Raw genomic sequence first — 16,583 nt, 5'->3', positions numbered from 1 at the left:
GGCCCACTTTACGCCCCTGCCCGCAATCCCTATATAAAACGTCGAGAATGATGCGAGGCAAGAGATGACCGAACAGACCCAACCGCTCGAAGGGACACCGCTGATTGCGCCCTCCTCCACCGATCACCCGCTATACGAGCAGGTCGTTGAGGCTTGTCGCACGGTCTATGACCCTGAGATCCCGGTGAATATCTATGAACTGGGGCTGATCTACACCATCGACATCAACGACGAGAATGAAGTCGACATCAAGATGTCGCTGACCGCGCCCGGCTGCCCCGTGGCCGGTGAGATGCCCGGCTGGGTTGCCGATGCGGTTGAGCCGATCGCCGGGGTCAAGCAGGTCAATGTGGCACTGGTTTGGGAGCCGCCTTGGGGCATGGATATGATGTCGGATGAAGCCCGCCTTGAACTGGGCTTCATGTAAGCGCGAGCTTTACAAAGCGAAGAACAGACGCCGTCGATGCAGGGCATCGACGGCGTTTTCTTTTGGCCGCATCCCGCCGAGCGGGGCTGCCGTGGATTGTTCATTTGACTGACATGATCCGGTCGTGAAACCGTTACATCGGGCACCCATAGAAGCCCCAGAACTTCATTCACGAACGGATAACATTATGCGAACACTTGTTTCTCTCGCCGCTCTGGCCCTCGCGCCCGGCATGGCGCTGGCCCAGGCCGATGCTGCCGCGACCCCGGTCGAATACGGCCCCCGCCCGGCCTATCTGGTGGACAAGCTGCCCGAGGGCGCATTGAAGGACAAGCTGGCCTCCTGCATGGGGCAAGACGCCACCAAAACCGATTTCTCCATCGGCCACCGTGGCGCGCCGCTGATGTTTCCTGAGCATACCGTGCAATCCAACGTTGCCGCCGCGCGTATGGGCGCGGGCATCTTGGAATGCGACGTGACCTTTACCGCCGATCATGAGCTGGTCTGCCGCCACGCGCAGAACGACCTGCACACAACGACGAACATCCTTGTCTCCGATCTGGCCGAGAAATGCACCACCGGCTTCACCGCCGCGTCAGGTGACACGCCCGCCAGCGCCGAATGCCGCACCTCTGACATTACCTTGGCCGAGTTCCGCACTCTGACGCCCAAGATGGACAGCGCCGACAAGACCGCCACCACCGCCGAAGACTATCAGGGCGGTGTCGCGAATTGGCGCACCGAGCTTTACAGCGACAAGGCCGATCTGATGACCCATGCGGAATCGATTGAACTGTTCAAATCTCTGGGCGCCAAGTTCACGCCTGAGCTGAAATCCCCCTCCGTCGAGATGCCGCACGAGGGTTTCTCTCAGGAAGACTACGCGCAGAAGCTGGTGGATGAATATGTCGCCGCAGGCATTCCCGCCTCCGACGTTTGGCCGCAGTCCTTCAACCTCGAAGACGTACTGTACTGGGTTGAGAACACACCCGAATTCGGTAAGCAGGCCGTCTATCTGGTGCAATGGTCCGACGGTTTCGATGAGCAAAACCCCGAGACTTGGGCCGAAGATTTCGCCGATCTGAAAGCCAAGGGCGTGAACTACCTCGCCCCCTCGCTCAACATGATGCTGACCAATAAGGACGGCGCCATCGCCGCATCCGAATACGCCATGGCCGCGAAAGAAGCAGGGCTGACCCTGATCGCATGGACGCTGGAGCGCTCCGGCCCGCTCGCCTCCGGTGGTGGTTGGTACTTCCAGTCGGTCAATGACATCGTGAAAGACGACAGCGACTATCTGGTGGCGCTGGATGTGCTGGCCCAAGACGTGGGCGTGGCCGGTGTCTTCTCTGACTGGCCCGCGACCGTGACCTATTATGCGAACTGCATGGGCCTCTGATCGGTCCTAGCCGTTAAAACGCCATCAGGGCCGCCCCCTTTCGGGCGGCCCTTTTCCGTGGCCGGGCTTGCATGGATTTCGCCTTCCTGCGACATTGCGGGAAACAAGGGGCAAGCCATGGAAACTTGGGCAATTTTTACCGGCGATATCGTGAAATCCTCCGCGATGAGCCGGGCGGAGTTGGATGCCATTTTCGCGCGCCTCGATGACGCCTCCGAGGCGCTGACTGCTTGGCAAGGCCAGCCCGCCCGGATGACCCGTTTTCGCGGAGATGGCTGGCAGATGGCCGTGGCCCCCACTTTCACCTTCCGCGCAGCCCTCGTCCTACGCGCCACCGTGCGCCGCTGCGGCAAGACCGCCGACACCCGCTTTGGCATCGGTATCGGCCCCGCGCATTTCGCGGGGGGCGACCTATCTCGCGCGGATGGAGCGGCACTGGTCAGCTCCGGCCACGCGCTCGACAACCTGCCCCGCGCGCGACGCATGCACGCGCCCGACGCCCACCTCGCCCTGCGCACGGCCCTGCCCCTCGCCGACCGGATCGCGGGCGGCTGGACCAAGCGCCAAGCCGATGTCGCCTATTACATGCTGGCCCCCGAGCCGCCCGTCCAAGCAGAGCTTGCGAGGCAGTTTGACCTGACGCAGCAGAGCGTGCAGGGCCATGTGGAGGCGGCGGGGATCGATGAGTTGCGGGAGGTCTGCGAGGTTCTGGAAATGCATAAAACAGCCCTTTAAGCCTGTTTTATCAAATTACAGCCAAATTAGGCTGCTTAATACCATAAGAAAACGCTTGCCCCGGCTCGCCATGGCTTTTCAAATGGACGCCATCACCAACTACCGGAATTTCTATGACCGAACAGGCCATCGCCACCGCTCTCGCCTGCCTGATCGCTCACTTGCTGGCCGATTTCGTTTTTCAAACCAATGCCATGGTCGCCGCCAAGCGCAAGCCGGGGGTGCTATTGCTGCACGGCGCTATCGTCTTTGGCCTGACAACGCTGGCCCTCGGCGGCAGCCTGATCCCCGCCGCATTGCTGGCCCTCGCCCATATCGCGATCGACGCGCTCAAGACCTACGCCGTGCCAGAGCGGCAGCGCGACCGGCTCTGGCCCTACCTTAGCGACCAGATCGCCCATCTCATCACCATCGTGGCCCTTGTCCACTATGCCCCCGACGCCTTTGCCAGCGGCATCTGGGCCGACCACAGCAGCGCGCTCATCCCGCCTGCCCTGTTCATCGCGGGGCTGGTCACTGCAACGCTCGCAGGCGGTCCCGCCGTGGGTGGTTTGATGCTGACACACAAGGCGCAGGCCCAACCGGATGGGCTGGAGAATGCGGGCCGGATGATCGGCTTGCTGGAACGCGCGTTGATCTTCCTCATGGTCATGATCGGAGAGCCTGCGGGCATCGGTTTCCTCATCGCGGCAAAGTCGATCCTGCGCTTTGACACCGTCAAAAAGAACCAAAAGATCAGCGAATACGTCATTATCGGCACGCTGGCCTCATTCGGCTGGGCGCTCATCGCCGCCTTCGTCACCAAGGCCGCAATGAATTCCTTCTGACGGCTTGAGATCGCCGCGCCGCACCCCTATCTTGGCCGCATAGGAGATTTGTGATGTTTGGCATTCCCGGCAAGCAAGCCGTTACCATGACCCCCAAAGCCGCTGGCCAGATTGCGAAGTTGATGCAATCGGCGGGCCACGCCGGGCTGCGCATTGGCGTCAAGAAAGGCGGCTGTGCTGGCATGGAATACACCATGGAATACGTCGAAGCGACCGACCCCAACGATGAGGTGGTCGAACAAGACGGCGCGCGGGTGATGATCGCCCCCATGGCGCAGATGTTCCTCTTCGGCACCGAGATCGACTATGAAACCACGCTGCTCGAGTCCGGCTTCAAATTCCGCAATCCCAATGTGACCGAAGCCTGCGGCTGCGGCGAATCGATTAAATTCGACGAAAGCCTCGGCGCGAAGTAAGCGCGCTGATCGGCCCCGGCCTTGACGAAAGGCCGCGGGCCTGCGAACTGATCTGGCAACATTAACAGATCAGGACGGAACCGATGCGCCCCAAAATCGCCGCCGGCAACTGGAAAATGAACGGCACCGCCGCCGCGCTGACAGAGCTTCACAGCCTTGCCACCGGCCTGCCTGACAACCCGCCGCAGGTCGTGATCTGCCCGCCCAGCACTCTCCTCTTTCGCGCCACCGACGCCACCCATGGCAGCCCGATCCAGATCGGCGCACAGGATTGCCATGCCGAAGAAGCGGGCGCCTACACCGGCGATATCTCTGCCGCGATGGTTGCCGACAGCGGGGCCACCCATGTGATCCTCGGCCATTCCGAGCGCCGCGATGCCCACCGCGAGACCGATGCCGATGTGCAAGCCAAGGCTGTTGCCGCATGGGGTGCCGGTCTCACCGCCATCATCTGCATCGGCGAAAGCGAGGCTGAGCGGGACGCGGGCCAGACCCTCGACATTATCGGCGCGCAGCTCGACGGCTCCCTGCCCGATACCGTGGAGGCCGGGAACACCGTTATCGCCTATGAGCCGATTTGGGCCATCGGCACCGGCAAGGTCCCCAGCATTGCGCAGATCAAAGAGGTGCATGACTTCATCCGCACCCGCCTGATCGACCGTTTCGGCGCGGAGATCGGCAATGCGCTCCCCCTGCTCTACGGCGGGTCGGTAAAGGCTGCCAATGCGGTCGAAATCTTTGCCGTCGAAAACGTCGATGGCGCGTTGGTCGGCGGGGCCAGCCTCAAGGCCGAGGATTTCGCGCCCATCGTGACGGCCCTCGCCCAGTCCTAAGCCAATGCGGGGCGGCGAAGACACCCGCCGCCCCGCCCTCTTACAACGGCAGCATCGTCGTCGATTTGATCTCTTCCATCGACAAAAGCGCCGTGACGTTATGCACTTTCACCTCAGAAATCAGCGCCTGATAAAAGACATCATAGGCCCGCGCGTTCTTGACCCGCACCTTCAGGATATAGTCGATATCCCCCGCCAGACGGTGCGCCTCCTGCACCTCGGGCCGGTCTTTCAACGCCTGCAAAAACGCCGCCTGCCAAGCCGCCTCATGCTCTGACGTGCGGATCAGGACAAAGAAACAGGCCTCAAACCCGAGCGCTTCGGAATCCAGCACCACGGTCTGTTGGCCGATGACCCCGGCTTCGCGCAGCTTGCGTATCCGATTCCACACCGGCGTTTTCGAAGACCCCACTTCACGGGCAATATCGTCCAGCGATTGGCTCGCATCCCGTTGCAGCTGCGCCAAAATCTTCCGGTCGGTCTCATCAATTCGGACAGTCATTCTCTTCTCTCTCGTCCCGACAGGACGTTCATACTCAACCTGCGACTAAAGCGAACGCATGTTCTTATCTGCGCCAGCATATAGCCAATTATCGGGAATATTTCCTATATAGGAGGCCACGTCAAACAGAATACAGGGCGCATCATGGATCACTTTCCCATCTTCCTCGCCACCCGCGGGCAAAAGATCCTCCTTTCTGGCGGCGGCGAAGCCGCTCTGGCCAAGCTGCGTCTGCTGATGAAAACCGAAGCGGCGCTGCATGTCTTCGCCCCCGACCCGGCGGCAGAGATCGTAGATTGGCAAGCGGCGGGCAAGCTCACCCTGCACCACCGCGCCCTCACCGCCGCCGATCTCCCCGGCGCGCGGCTGTTCTACGCGGCGGACGAAGATGACACGCTGGATGCCGAGAATGCCGCGCTGGCCCATGCGGCGGGCGTGCTGGTCAACATCGTCGACAACCTGCACGACAGCGAATTCATCACCCCCGCCATCGTCGACCGCGATCCGGTGACCGTGGCCATCGGCACCGAAGGCGCCGCCCCGGTGCTGGCCCGCGCCATCAAGGCCGATCTGGAAGAGCGTCTGCCCGTCACCCTCGGCCCGCTGGCGCGCATCGGCAAAGGTTTTCGCAAGCTGGCCGATGCCCTGCCCATGGGCCGCGCGCGCCGTGATTTCTGGCGGGAGTATTATTTCGCCACCGGTCCCCGCGCCATGGCCGAGGGCAAGGATACCGTGCGCCCGGCGCTGAAAACCCTGCTGCACACCCACCTCACCCGCAAAGCCCGCGCTGGCCATGTGGCCTTTGTCGGCGGTGGCCCGGGCGACCCGGAACTGCTGACGCTCAAGGCCCGCCGCGCGTTGGATGAGGCCGATGTGGTGATCTACGACCGGCTGATCAGCCCCGAGATCCTCGAACTCGCCCGCCGCGAGGCACTGATGATCGACGTCGGCAAAGAGGGTTTCGGCGCCTCCACGGCCCAAGAGCACATCAACGCCCTGCTGGTCGAACACGCGCAAAGCGGCGCGCAGGTGGTGCGGTTGAAATCCGGCGATGCCACGGTCTTTGGCCGTCTCGACGAAGAGATCGACGCGGTCGACGCCCATGGCATCGGCTGGCACATCGTGCCCGGCATCACCGCCGCCTCCGCCGCCGTGGCGGGCATCGGGCAGAGCTTGACCAAACGGGGCCGCAATGCCTCAGTCCGCTTCCTCACGGGTCACGACATGAAAGGTTTCGCCGATCACGACTGGGCTGCCCTCGCGCGCCCGAATGAAGTCGCCGCGATCTATATGGGCAAGAAATCCGCCCGTTTTGTCCAAGGCCGCCTGCTGATGCACGGCGCCGACCGCGCCACACCCGTCACCGTGATCGAAAACGCCTCGCGCGCCGATCAACGGGTGCTGTCTACCACGCTGAACGATCTGCCGCGCGATCTGGCCGATGCCGAAATGACCGGCCCCGCGCTCACCTTCTACGGCCTCGCCCCGCGCGCCGCCGTCCAAGTTGCCACCGAAACCCCGCTAGAGGAGCTGGCCTGACATGCCCAAACCCTTCACCCCCAAGGTCATCACCGCCAATGCGCTGCTCGAAGGCGATGTCGTCTATCAAACCGCCACCGGCTGGACCCGCAAGCTCAGTGAGGCCGAAGTCCTCACCGATGAGGCCGACGCCGACTTGCGCTTGATCGACGCGCTGAGCCAACAAGACTTGGTCGTCGGCGTCTACCTTGCCGATGTGGCCCCCGAAGCAGGCGGCCCCCGCCCCACCCATTTCCGCGAAGAGTTCCGCGCCACCGGCCCCTCGAATTACGCCCACGGCAAACAGGAGACCGTCTGATGTACAGCTACACCGAATTCGACGACAAATTCCTCGCCGAGCGCAACGCCCAGTTCCGCGCCCAAGTCGAGCGCCGCATCGACGGCTCGCTCACCGAGGATGAGTTCAAACCCCTGCGCCTGATGAACGGGCTCTACCTGCAACTGCACGCCTATATGCTGCGGGTGGCGATCCCCTATGGCACGCTGAACAGTGCCCAGATGGAGCAACTCGCCTATATCGCCGAGCGGTGGGACAAGGGCTACGGCCACTTCACCACGCGTCAGAACATCCAGTACAACTGGCCCGAGCTCCGCGACGTGCCCGACATGCTTGATGCCTTGGCCGAGGTGAAACTGCATGCGATCCAGACCTCCGGCAACACGATCCGCAACGTGACGGCGGATCATTTCGCCGGGGCCGCCGCCGATGAGGTCGCCGATCCCCGCCCCGTGGCCGAACTGATCCGCCAGTGGTCCACCGACCACCCCGAGTTCCAGTTCCTGCCGCGCAAGTTCAAGGTCGCCGTCACCGGCGCCGCCGCCGACCGTGCGGTAATCAAAGCCCATGACATCGGCCTGCGCATCGTCGAGCGTGACGGCGAACAGGGTTTCGAAGTCATCGTCGGCGGCGGTCTTGGCCGCACCCCGATGATCGGCAAGGTGCTCTATGAATTTGTCAGCGCCGACGATCTGCTGCCCACGCTCGAAGCCATCGTCAGCGTCTACAACGTGCTGGGCCGCCGCGACAACAAGTACAAGGCGCGCATCAAGATCACCGTCCACGAGAACGGCATCGAAGACATCCGCGCCCGGGTCGATGCGCAATATGCGCTGATCCGCGACCAGTTCACCGGCGTCGACCAGCAAATGCTCTCGCGCATCGAAGCCGACTTTGCAGCGCCGCAATTCAAAACCGCATCCCTCGCGGCTTACGAATCCGCCTATACCAACGATCCGGTCTTCCGCGCCTGGGCCGACACCAACCTCGCCCAGCACCGCGCGCCGGGCTATGCCATCGTCTCGATCAGCCTCAAGGCCCATGGCGCCACGCCGGGCGACGCGACGGCAGACCAGATGCGCGTGATGGCCGACCTCGCCCGCCGCTTTGGCCATGACGAGCTGCGCATCAGCCATGAGCAGAACGTGATCCTGCCCCATGTGCACCGCAGCGACCTGCCCGAACTGCACGCCGCGCTGAAAGAGGCGAAACTCGCCACCGCCAACATCGGGCTGATCTCCGACATCATCGCCTGCCCCGGCATGGATTACTGCGCGCTGGCCACCGCGCGTTCCATCCCCATCGCGCAGGAAATCGCCACCCGTTTCGACGAGCTGAAGCTCGAACATGACGTGGGCCCGCTGAAGATCAAAATCTCCGGCTGCATCAACGCCTGCGGCCACCACCACGTGGGCCATATCGGCATCCTCGGCCTCGACCGCGCGGGCGTAGAGAACTACCAGATCACGCTTGGCGGTGACGGCACCGAGGACGCAAGCCTCGGCACCCGCACTGGCCCCGGCTTCTCGGCAGAGGAGATCATCCCCGCCATCGAACGCCTCGTGCGGGGCTATCTCGACCTGCGCAACGATCCCGGCGAGACGTTCTTGCAAGCCTACCGCCGTCTCGGCCTAGCGCCATTCAAAGCCGTGCTCTACCCCGAAGCGGCAGAGAAGGATCGAGCCAATGCCGCTTGACACCCCTGAACTTCATCCTTTCTCAAATACCGATGCGCCGCCCCCCGAGGGGCTGCGCGCGGTCGAGGAAAAGGTGGCACGGCTCAACGCCGAGTTGCGCCACCACGGGGCGACGGATGTGATCCGCCGCGCCGATGCGGAGATCGAGAACCTTACCCTCGTCTCCAGCTTCGGCGCGGAATCAGTGGCGCTGTTGCACCTCGCCTCCATGGTCTCGCGGGACATCCCGGTGCTCTTCATCGACACCGAGATGCTCTTTGCCGAAACCCTCGTCTACCAGCAGGAGCTGAGCGAGCGCCTCGGCCTGCGCAATGTCACCACCCTGCGCAGCGCCGAGATCGCAGCACAGGATCCCGATGGCACGCTGCATCAGTATGACACCGATGCCTGCTGCGCCCTGCGCAAGACCCGGCCCCTGCAAAGCGCGCTGGCGGGCTATGACGGCTGGATCACCGGACGTAAACGTTTTCAATCGGGCAGCCGCGCGACCTTGGAGTTTTTCGAGACCGAGGTCCCCAAAGACGGTGCAGCACCCCGGATCAAAGTGAACCCGCTGGCCTATTGGGCCAATTCCGATGTGGCCGACTACATCACCGAAAACCGCCTGCCCCGGCATCCGCTGGTGGCCAAAGGCTACCCATCGATCGGCTGCGCGCCCTGCACCTCGCCCGTGGCCCCGGGCGAAGACCCGCGCGCGGGGCGCTGGCGCGATCAGAACAAAGAAGAATGCGGCATCCATTTTGTGAACGGCAAAGTGGTCCGAACAGGAGACAAATCATGAGCGTACTCGTCACCGACACAGGCTTCACCGCCGACGACTGGACCCAAGGCTATCGCGAGGATGGCGCCGCGAACGATTGCCGCGCCGTCGATCTGGCCTCTGACGCCGATGCCCATGCCCTCACGCTGACCCCGGCGCTTGAGATGATCCGCGTCGATTTTCCCTCTTTCGCGGATGGGCGCGGCTTTACCATCGCCCGCGTCCTGCGCTTGCGCGGCTACAAGGGCCGCCTGCGCGCCCGTGGGCATGTGCTGGCCGATCAATATGCCATGGCCCGCCGCGCCGGGTTCGATGAGGTCGAGATCGACGAGGATCTGGCCGCCCGCCAGCCTGAGGACCAATGGCTGGCCCGCGCCGATTGGCAGGCCCATGACTATCAGTCCCGCCTGCGCGGTGCCGCATCCGGACCGGCGACCGCGGCCAAATAGGCCGCTTCATTGCCCTCCCCCCTTCCTTGCCATAAGTAGAGGCCGCAACCCGATTTGCGGAAACCATGATGACCGAGCAGAGCACAGTGAACCAAACCGCCGCCAAGCCCGTCCCGACATTGCCCGACGCCCAGACCGTGACCGCGGTCACCCACTGGACCGATCAGCTGTTCTCGTTCCGGGTGACCCGGCCTGCAAGCCTGCGGTTCCGCTCGGGCGAGTTCGTGATGATCGGCCTGATGGGCGATCCGCATCCCGAAACCGGCAAGCAGAAACCACTACTGCGCGCCTATTCCATTGCCTCGCCCGCCTGGGACGATGAGTTGGAGTTCTACTCGATCAAGGTGCAAGACGGCCCGCTGACCTCCAAACTACAGCACATCCAGCCCGGCGATCAGATCATCCTGCGGCCCAAACCCGTGGGCACGCTGGTCCATGACGCGCTGCTGCCCGGCGACCGGCTTTGGATGTTCGCCACCGGCACCGGCTTTGCCCCCTTCGCAAGCCTGCTGCGCGAGCCTGAGACCTATGAGAAATTCGACGAGGTCATCGTCACCCACACCTGCCGCGACGTTGCAGAGCTTGAGTATGGCCGCCAGTTGATCGAAGGGCTGAAGGCCGACGAGCTGATGCAGGAACTCATCGGCCCGGAAAACCTTGCCAAGATTCGCTATTACCCGACCACCACCCGCGAAGAGAGCCCCAAGATGGGCCGGATCACCAACCTCTTGCAGGATGGCACGGTGTTCAAAGATCTGGGCGTGCCCCAGATCAATGCCGCCCATGACCGTGCCATGGTCTGCGGCAGCCTTGGCTTCAACAAGGATATTATGGAGATTCTCGAAGGCTTTGGCCTGACCGAGGGTGCCAATTCCGACCCCCAGCATTTCGTCGTCGAAAAGGCATTCGTCGGCTGAGCCGAATTAAGCCTTACGAAAGGTCGCAGCGTTATAACCAAGGTGTCGGCGCAGCTTTGCCGACGCTTTGGCAGAACCCTGCGCATCCCGAAAACGCCCCCTTCCGCTGCACTGCGGCAGGGCTTAGCTGACGCCTTGCGAGCGCGGGGGACTGCCGCGCGAAACGCAACCACAGGCGAAAGGCATATCAATGGCGAGCAATGGGACCCCGACCCCAAAGAAAGTCTCCGATCTGGCAACTCAAAAGGCCGACCTGTCCAGCACGGCGCTAATCGGCATCTTCGGCAGCGACAGCACGCCCGGCGCGCTGATCCGCGAAGGTGGCGGTAAAATCTCGCGCGTCGAAGTGGGCGATCAGGTCGCTGGCGGCGTCGTCTCCGCCATCGGGCAAGGGACCTTGGTGCTGTCCAGCCGTCGCGGCAATCAAGTGCTGCGCCTGCCGCAGGGCTGAAACCTTGGGGGAGGCGCGGCGCGCGCCTCTTGACCTGCCGCGCGGGGCAGTGCACATCCCGCGCATGAGCAAGACAGCATTGATCACCGGCGCATCGCGCGGCCTTGGGGCCGCATTGGCAGAAGCCTTGGCCCCCACCCATCACATCATCGCGGTCGGTCGCACGACCGGCGCGCTCGAAGAGTTGGACGACCGTATCCAAGCCAAGGGCGGCAGCGCCACCTTGGCGCCGATGGACATCACCAACGCCGATGCCATGGCCGTGCTCTGCCGGGGCATCCATGACCGCTGGGGCGGGCTTGACCTGTGGCTGCATTGCGCCGTCCATGCCGCTCCGCTGACGCCCACCGATCACATCGACGCCAAGGATATGGAGAAATCCATCGCCGGAAACGTCACCGCCACCGCGCGGCTGATCACCTTTGTCTCGCCGCTCTTGGGGGCGGATGGCACGGCGGTCTTCTTTGACGATCCGCGTGCGGGCACGAAATTCTTCGGCAGCTACGGCGCCACGAAGGCCGCGCAGATCGCGCTGGCGACCTCTTGGCAGGTCGAGACCGCGCAGATCGGCCCCCGTGTCCATATCCTTACGCCCAAGCCGATGCCCACCGCCACCCGCGCGCGCTTCTTCCCCGGTGAAGACCGCGCGGCGCTGAGCGACACCGCCACGCAGGCCGCTGCGGTATTGGCGCAACTGTCGGAAAACTCCGCCTCCTGAACCGCGCGGCACCGGCGCGCTGCGCTTGCCGCCGGTCCGCCCCTCGCCTATCAAGGCAAAAAGGGGCCATTCATGCGTATTTTGATTACAAACGATGACGGCATCAACGCGCCCGGTCTGGCCGTGCTGCGCGCCATTGCCGAGGAACTGGCCGGGCCCAAGGGCGAGGTCTGGACCGTTGCACCTGCGTTTGAGCAATCCGGCGTGGGCCATTGCATTAGCTACACCAAGCCGATGATGATTTCGCAACTGGACGAGCGCGTCTTTGCCACCGAAGGCTCCCCCGCTGATTGCGTTCTTGCCGCGATCCACGACACGATGACCGCCGCCCCCCCCGATCTGGTGCTCTCCGGCGTGAACCGGGGCAATAACGCGGCTGAAAACGCGCTCTATTCCGGCACGCTTGGCGGCGCGATCGAAGCGGCGTTGCAGGGGCTTCCGGCCATCGCCCTGTCGCAATACTACGGCCCCGCCAACCGCGATCTGGCCGATCCTTTCGAGGCCGCCGCCCAGCACGGCGCCGAGACCTGCCGCCGCATTCTGGACCACAGCCCCAGCGAAGACGCGGCCTATGGGCTTTTCTACAACGTGAACTTCCCCCCCGTAGCGGGCGCTGATGTGCGTGGGATCCGGCTGGCCCCTCAGGGCCGCCGCCCCGGCACCGGGTTTTCGACCGAAGCACATCTGTCGCCCTCGGGCCGCCGCTTTTTGTGGATCAAGGGCGGCGATCAACGCGTGCAAACGGCACCGGGCAGCGATGCCTGCGTCAACCTTGACGGCTATGTCTCGGTCACCCCGATGCGCTGCGACCTGACGGATCACGCGGCCCTCGAAACGCTGGCGGGCATCAACGGATGAATGAGCCACCCATCTCTGAAGCGGAACGCAAGATGCAGTTCCTCTACGCGCTACGCTCCAAGGGCGTGACCGATGCGCGTGTGCTGACAGCGATGGAAGCGATCGACCGCGGCCCCTTCATCCGCGGCCTCTTTGCCAGCCGCGCCTATGAGGATATGCCCCTGCCCATCGCCTGCGGCCAGACCATCAGCCAACCCTCTGTCGTCGGGCTCATGAGCCAAGCCTTGCAGGTATCGTCGCGCGATAAGGTGCTCGAAATCGGCACCGGCTCGGGCTATCAGGCCGCGATCCTCAGCAAGCTCGCCCGGCGGGTCTATACGATCGACCGGCACCGCCGTCTGGTGCAAGAGGCGCGCGGCGTTTTCGAGGCGATGGATCTGACCAATATCACCGCGATCACCGCCGATGGCAGCTTTGGCCTTGCCGAACAGGCCCCCTTTGACCGGATCATCGTGACCGCCGCCGCCGAAGACCCGCCCGGCCCCCTGCTCGCGCAGCTAAAAGAGGGGGGCATCATGGTGCTGCCCGTCGGCCAATCCGACACGGTCCAACACCTTATCCGCGTGCGAAAGACCGCTGATGGGCTGGAATACGACGAATTGCGTGCCGTGCGCTTTGTCCCCCTGCTGGAAGGCTTGGGCAAGGACGGCTAATAGGTTACAGAGACACGGACAACGCCCCATACCGTCTGGGGGCGAAGATGAGGACTTGCAGATGCGCCAAACACGCTTGCGCCGCCCCATGCGGCTGACCCTAATGGCCGGGACCAGTGCGATACTGCTGGCAGGTTGCGAAAATCAGCCCTTGGATTACGACATGCGCAGCACCTTTGGCGATGGGTTCTCCACCGCTGAAGCCGCGCGCGGGCCTTTGGCAGACCGGCCAAAACCCGACGCGCGGGGCGTGATCTCTTACCCCAATTACCAAGTCGTCGTCGCCCGCCGGGGCGATACGCTGAAAGACGTGGCCGCGCGTGTGGGCGCCGACAGCGGCGAATTGGCCCGCTACAACGGGATTGATCAGGGCGTCCCGCTCCGCCAGGGTGAGATCATCGCCCTGCCCCGCCGCGTCTCTGAGCCTGCGCCAGGCACCAATGGCGCCGTGGACATTACCACCCTTGCCGGCAGCGCCATCGACCGCGCCCCGGCGACCCCCAGCGTGCAGACCCAAAGCCTGCCGCCCGCAGGCACCACCAGCACGCCCGCGCCGCAGCCTGCGGCACCGCAGGCGAAAGAGCCTGTGCGCCACCGGGTCGAGCGGGGCGAGACCGCCTATACCGTGGCGCGTCTTTACAACGTGCCGGTCAAGGCACTGGCCGAGTGGAACGGCCTCGGCCCCGATTTCGCGATCCGCGAGGGCCAATTCCTGCTGATCCCGGTCGAGAAACAGGCGCCCCCGCGTCAGGCGGCCAACACCGCGTCGAGCGCCGCCGCCTCGCGCCCCGTGCAGCCGGTCACCAGCGCACCCGGCGCAGGCACCCCCACGCCCACGCCGCCCTCCGCCGCCAAACCGCTGCCGCAGGATGAGACCGCACAGCCCCTGCCGCCCAAGGTCGAGCCGAAAGAGCCTGTGGCCGATGTGGGCAAGCCCACTGCCCCGGCAAAGGCGACCAAGATGACCCCGCCGGTCCAAGGCTCCATCATCCGCGCCTATTCCAAGGGCAAGAACGAGGGCATCAACATCAAGGGCAGCCCCGGCGGGCCGGTGAAGGCCGCCGAGGCGGGCACCGTCGCCGCGATCACCAAAAGTGCCGAGGGCATCCCGATCGTCGTGGTGCGCCATGCCAACAACCTGCTCACGGTCTATGCGAATGTCGACGGCGTGAATGTGGCTAAGGGCGATAGCGTCAGCCGGGGCCAGCAGATCGCCAAACTGCGCGGCGGTTCGGAATCGCATGTGCATTTCGAGGTGCGCAAAGGCTTTGAAAGCGTCGATCCGACGCCCTATATTCAGTAACCAAACGACAAAGGGCCCGCAGAATATGCGGGCCCTTTCGCTCATACCGTCCGGCGCTCAACCGCCCGAAACGGGTACGCCTTTCCGGCCAGCCAAATCCACGAAATACTGCCAAGCCACCCGGCCCGAGCGGGCGCCGCGTGTGGCCTGCCATTCGACAGCCTCGGCGCGCAATGTGTCGTCGTCGATCTCCACGCCGAAGGCATCGCAATAGCCGCGGATCATCGCCAGATATTGGCCCTGATCGCAGGGATGGAACCCCAGCCAGAGCCCGAACCGGTCAGAGAGAGAGACCTTTTCCTCGACCGCTTCGGAAGGATTGATCGCGCTGCCGCGCTCGTTCTCGATCATGTCTCGCGGCATCAGGTGGCGGCGGTTCGATGTGGCATAGAGCACGACATTCTCGGGCCGCCCTTCGATGCCCCCATCCAACACGGCCTTCAGCGATTTGTAATGCGCGTCGTCATGGCCGAAGCTCAGGTCGTCGCAAAACAGGATGAACCGCTGCGAGGCACCGCGCAGGAGGGACAGAAGCCGCCCGACCGACGGCAGGTCTTCGCGCTGCAATTCAACGATGCGCAATGCTTCATGTGATGCTTGAACATCCGCGTGTATCGCTTTGACAAGGCTGGATTTTCCCATGCCCCGCGCACCCCAGAGCAGCGCGTTGTTCGCAGGCAGCCCCGCCGCAAATTGGCGGGTGTTGGCCAAAAGCGTATCCCGCGCCCGGTCCACCCCCACCAGAAGCGGCAGGTCGATCCGCGCGACCTGCGGCACTGGCATCAGACGGTCGGGGTCGGTGTGCCAGACGAAGGCAGTGGCCGCATCGAAATCCGGGGCGGCGAGCGGCGCGGGAGACATACGCTCCAGCGCCGCCGCGATACGGTCCATCGGATCATTGATCACAGCAGGTCTTCCTCGTCTTCGTCGTCAAAGTAGCCCTCTTCGCGCAGCTTTTCGTTGCGCTTTGTCTCGACCCGGCGCACGAGGAAGATCGAGATTTCGTAGAGGCCATAGACCACCACGAAAAGGATCACCTGCGTGATCACATCCGGCGGCGTGACCAGCGCGGCCAGCACGAGGATCGCCACCACCGCATATTTGCGCACATTGGCCAGTCCTTCGGAACTGACCAGCCCCGCCTTGCCCATCAGCGTCAGCAGAACCGGGAGCTGGAAACACAGGCCAAAGGCCACGATGAATTTGATCGTGAGCGACAGATACTCCTGCGCCGAGCCTTGGAAGGCGATGGCGGCGATGCCGTTCTCACCATCCGGCCCACCGACCAACGTACCGGCCTGCTGGAAGCCAAGGAAGAAGTCGAAGGCCAGCGGCGTGACGACGTAAAAGGCGAAAGCCGCGCCAAGGAAGAACATCACCGGCGAAGAGATCAGGAAGGGCAGAAAGGCCCCCTTCTCGTTCTTGTAAAGCCCCGGTGCCACGAAGCGCCACAGCTGGTAGCTGATGAAGGGGAAGCCCAGCACCAGACCGCCCAGAAGCGAGATCGAGATGGCGACGAAGAAACCCTCTTGCAGCTTGATCAGGATCAACCCGCAATCCTCTTGCCCGCGTTCGGCCATGGCCGAGCAGAGCGGTTCGGTCAGGAAGTTGAAGATCGGGTTCCAGACGGTAAAGCAGATCACCATCCCGATGATGAAGGCGATGACCGAATGGATGAGCCGCGTGCGCAGCTCGGCCAGATGCTCGATCAACGGGGCGGAACTGTCGTCGATCTCGTCATAATCGTCGGTGGCGCTCATTCAACTCACTCTTTCTTGGCGGCAGCTTTGGGTGCCGTTGAGGTCTTGGCGGCGGCATCGTC

The 16,583-nt window shown here is 63.6% G+C and carries 20 protein-coding genes; 17 read left to right on the top strand and 3 right to left on the bottom strand.

Annotated elements, in window-relative coordinates:
• Nucleotides 1-64 precede the first annotated feature (64 nt).
• From J7392_RS13590 to tpiA, 6 genes are all read left to right on the top strand, one after another.
• The gene (locus J7392_RS13590; RefSeq protein ID WP_209218051.1) at nucleotides 65-427 is read left to right on the top strand and encodes an SUF system Fe-S cluster assembly protein; all 363 of its coding nucleotides are present in this window, start codon (nucleotides 65-67) and stop codon (nucleotides 425-427) included.
• Between the two features lie 187 nt (nucleotides 428-614).
• A complete protein-coding gene (locus J7392_RS13585) occupies nucleotides 615-1,826 on the top strand; it encodes a glycerophosphodiester phosphodiesterase family protein (protein WP_209218050.1) in 1,212 nt (403 codons plus the stop codon).
• 117 nt (nucleotides 1,827-1,943) lie between these two features.
• A complete protein-coding gene (locus J7392_RS13580) occupies nucleotides 1,944-2,561 on the top strand; it encodes a hypothetical protein (protein WP_209218049.1) in 618 nt (205 codons plus the stop codon).
• Nucleotides 2,562-2,674: 113 nt separating this feature from the next.
• Nucleotides 2,675-3,388, top strand: a complete 714-nt coding sequence (locus J7392_RS13575; protein WP_209218048.1) for a DUF3307 domain-containing protein — start codon at nucleotides 2,675-2,677, stop codon at nucleotides 3,386-3,388.
• A gap of 53 nt (nucleotides 3,389-3,441) precedes the next feature.
• A complete protein-coding gene (locus J7392_RS13570; RefSeq protein ID WP_067265014.1) occupies nucleotides 3,442-3,804 on the top strand; it encodes an iron-sulfur cluster assembly accessory protein in 363 nt (120 codons plus the stop codon).
• A gap of 83 nt (nucleotides 3,805-3,887) precedes the next feature.
• Nucleotides 3,888-4,637, top strand: coding sequence for a triose-phosphate isomerase (gene tpiA / locus J7392_RS13565; protein WP_209218047.1), 750 nt, complete (start codon nucleotides 3,888-3,890; stop codon nucleotides 4,635-4,637).
• A gap of 40 nt (nucleotides 4,638-4,677) precedes the next feature.
• Here tpiA and J7392_RS13560 read toward each other — a convergent pair whose 3' ends face one another.
• Entirely contained in the window at nucleotides 4,678-5,139 is a 462-nt protein-coding gene (locus tag J7392_RS13560; RefSeq protein WP_067265010.1) for an Lrp/AsnC family transcriptional regulator, read from the bottom strand.
• Between the two features lie 144 nt (nucleotides 5,140-5,283).
• Between J7392_RS13560 and cysG the strand changes: the two genes are divergently transcribed.
• From cysG to J7392_RS13505, 11 genes are all read left to right on the top strand, one after another.
• Nucleotides 5,284-6,678, top strand: coding sequence for a siroheme synthase CysG (gene cysG / locus J7392_RS13555; protein WP_209218046.1), 1,395 nt, complete (start codon nucleotides 5,284-5,286; stop codon nucleotides 6,676-6,678).
• Nucleotide 6,679: 1 nt separating this feature from the next.
• On the top strand, nucleotides 6,680-6,976 hold the full coding sequence (locus J7392_RS13550; RefSeq protein ID WP_136720162.1) for a DUF2849 domain-containing protein: 297 nt from the start codon (nucleotides 6,680-6,682) through the stop codon (nucleotides 6,974-6,976).
• Nucleotides 6,976-8,652 (top strand): nitrite/sulfite reductase, encoded by a 1,677-nt coding sequence (locus J7392_RS13545; RefSeq protein ID WP_209218045.1) that lies wholly within the window; start codon nucleotides 6,976-6,978, stop codon nucleotides 8,650-8,652. Before J7392_RS13550 ends, J7392_RS13545 begins: the two co-directional genes overlap by 1 nt.
• Nucleotides 8,642-9,433 carry a phosphoadenylyl-sulfate reductase gene (locus J7392_RS13540; RefSeq protein WP_247744580.1) on the top strand — a complete coding sequence of 264 codons (792 nt, stop codon included), beginning with the start codon at nucleotides 8,642-8,644 and terminating at the stop codon, nucleotides 9,431-9,433. Before J7392_RS13545 ends, J7392_RS13540 begins: the two co-directional genes overlap by 11 nt.
• A complete protein-coding gene (locus J7392_RS13535) occupies nucleotides 9,430-9,861 on the top strand; it encodes a DUF934 domain-containing protein (protein WP_209218044.1) in 432 nt (143 codons plus the stop codon). Before J7392_RS13540 ends, J7392_RS13535 begins: the two co-directional genes overlap by 4 nt.
• Nucleotides 9,862-9,929: 68 nt before the next feature.
• Nucleotides 9,930-10,778 (top strand): ferredoxin--NADP reductase, encoded by an 849-nt coding sequence (locus tag J7392_RS13530; RefSeq protein ID WP_209218043.1) that lies wholly within the window; start codon nucleotides 9,930-9,932, stop codon nucleotides 10,776-10,778.
• 190 nt (nucleotides 10,779-10,968) lie between these two features.
• On the top strand, nucleotides 10,969-11,229 hold the full coding sequence (locus J7392_RS13525) for a pilus assembly protein PilZ (RefSeq protein WP_067267925.1): 261 nt from the start codon (nucleotides 10,969-10,971) through the stop codon (nucleotides 11,227-11,229).
• Between the two features lie 64 nt (nucleotides 11,230-11,293).
• Nucleotides 11,294-11,947 carry an SDR family NAD(P)-dependent oxidoreductase gene (locus tag J7392_RS13520; protein WP_209218042.1) on the top strand — a complete coding sequence of 218 codons (654 nt, stop codon included), beginning with the start codon at nucleotides 11,294-11,296 and terminating at the stop codon, nucleotides 11,945-11,947.
• Between the two features lie 72 nt (nucleotides 11,948-12,019).
• Entirely contained in the window at nucleotides 12,020-12,805 is a 786-nt protein-coding gene (gene surE, locus J7392_RS13515) for a 5'/3'-nucleotidase SurE (protein ID WP_209218041.1), read from the top strand.
• Nucleotides 12,802-13,458 (top strand): protein-L-isoaspartate(D-aspartate) O-methyltransferase, encoded by a 657-nt coding sequence (locus J7392_RS13510; RefSeq protein WP_067267929.1) that lies wholly within the window; start codon nucleotides 12,802-12,804, stop codon nucleotides 13,456-13,458. The genes surE and J7392_RS13510 overlap by 4 nt, the downstream gene beginning before the upstream one ends.
• A 61-nt stretch (nucleotides 13,459-13,519) precedes the next feature.
• A complete protein-coding gene (locus J7392_RS13505; protein ID WP_247744579.1) occupies nucleotides 13,520-14,761 on the top strand; it encodes a M23 family metallopeptidase in 1,242 nt (413 codons plus the stop codon).
• Between the two features lie 57 nt (nucleotides 14,762-14,818).
• Here the strand turns inward: J7392_RS13505 and J7392_RS13500 are convergent, their stop codons facing one another.
• Both J7392_RS13500 and tatC read right to left on the bottom strand, forming a co-directional pair.
• Nucleotides 14,819-15,667: an ATP-binding protein gene (locus J7392_RS13500; protein ID WP_209218040.1), complete on the bottom strand. Its 849-nt coding sequence runs from the start codon at nucleotides 15,665-15,667 to the stop codon at nucleotides 14,819-14,821.
• Nucleotides 15,664-16,521, bottom strand: coding sequence for a twin-arginine translocase subunit TatC (gene tatC / locus J7392_RS13495; RefSeq protein WP_067267932.1), 858 nt, complete (start codon nucleotides 16,519-16,521; stop codon nucleotides 15,664-15,666). Before tatC ends, J7392_RS13500 begins: the two co-directional genes overlap by 4 nt.
• Between the last annotated feature and the right edge of the window lie 62 nt (nucleotides 16,522-16,583).

Origin of the sequence: Sulfitobacter sp. R18_1 (assembly GCF_017743915.1) — a bacterium.
GTDB classification, from domain to species: domain Bacteria; phylum Pseudomonadota; class Alphaproteobacteria; order Rhodobacterales; family Rhodobacteraceae; genus Sulfitobacter; species Sulfitobacter faviae.
Note: the sequence above shows the minus strand (reverse complement) of the source record. Positions and strands in the feature narration are given on the sequence as shown.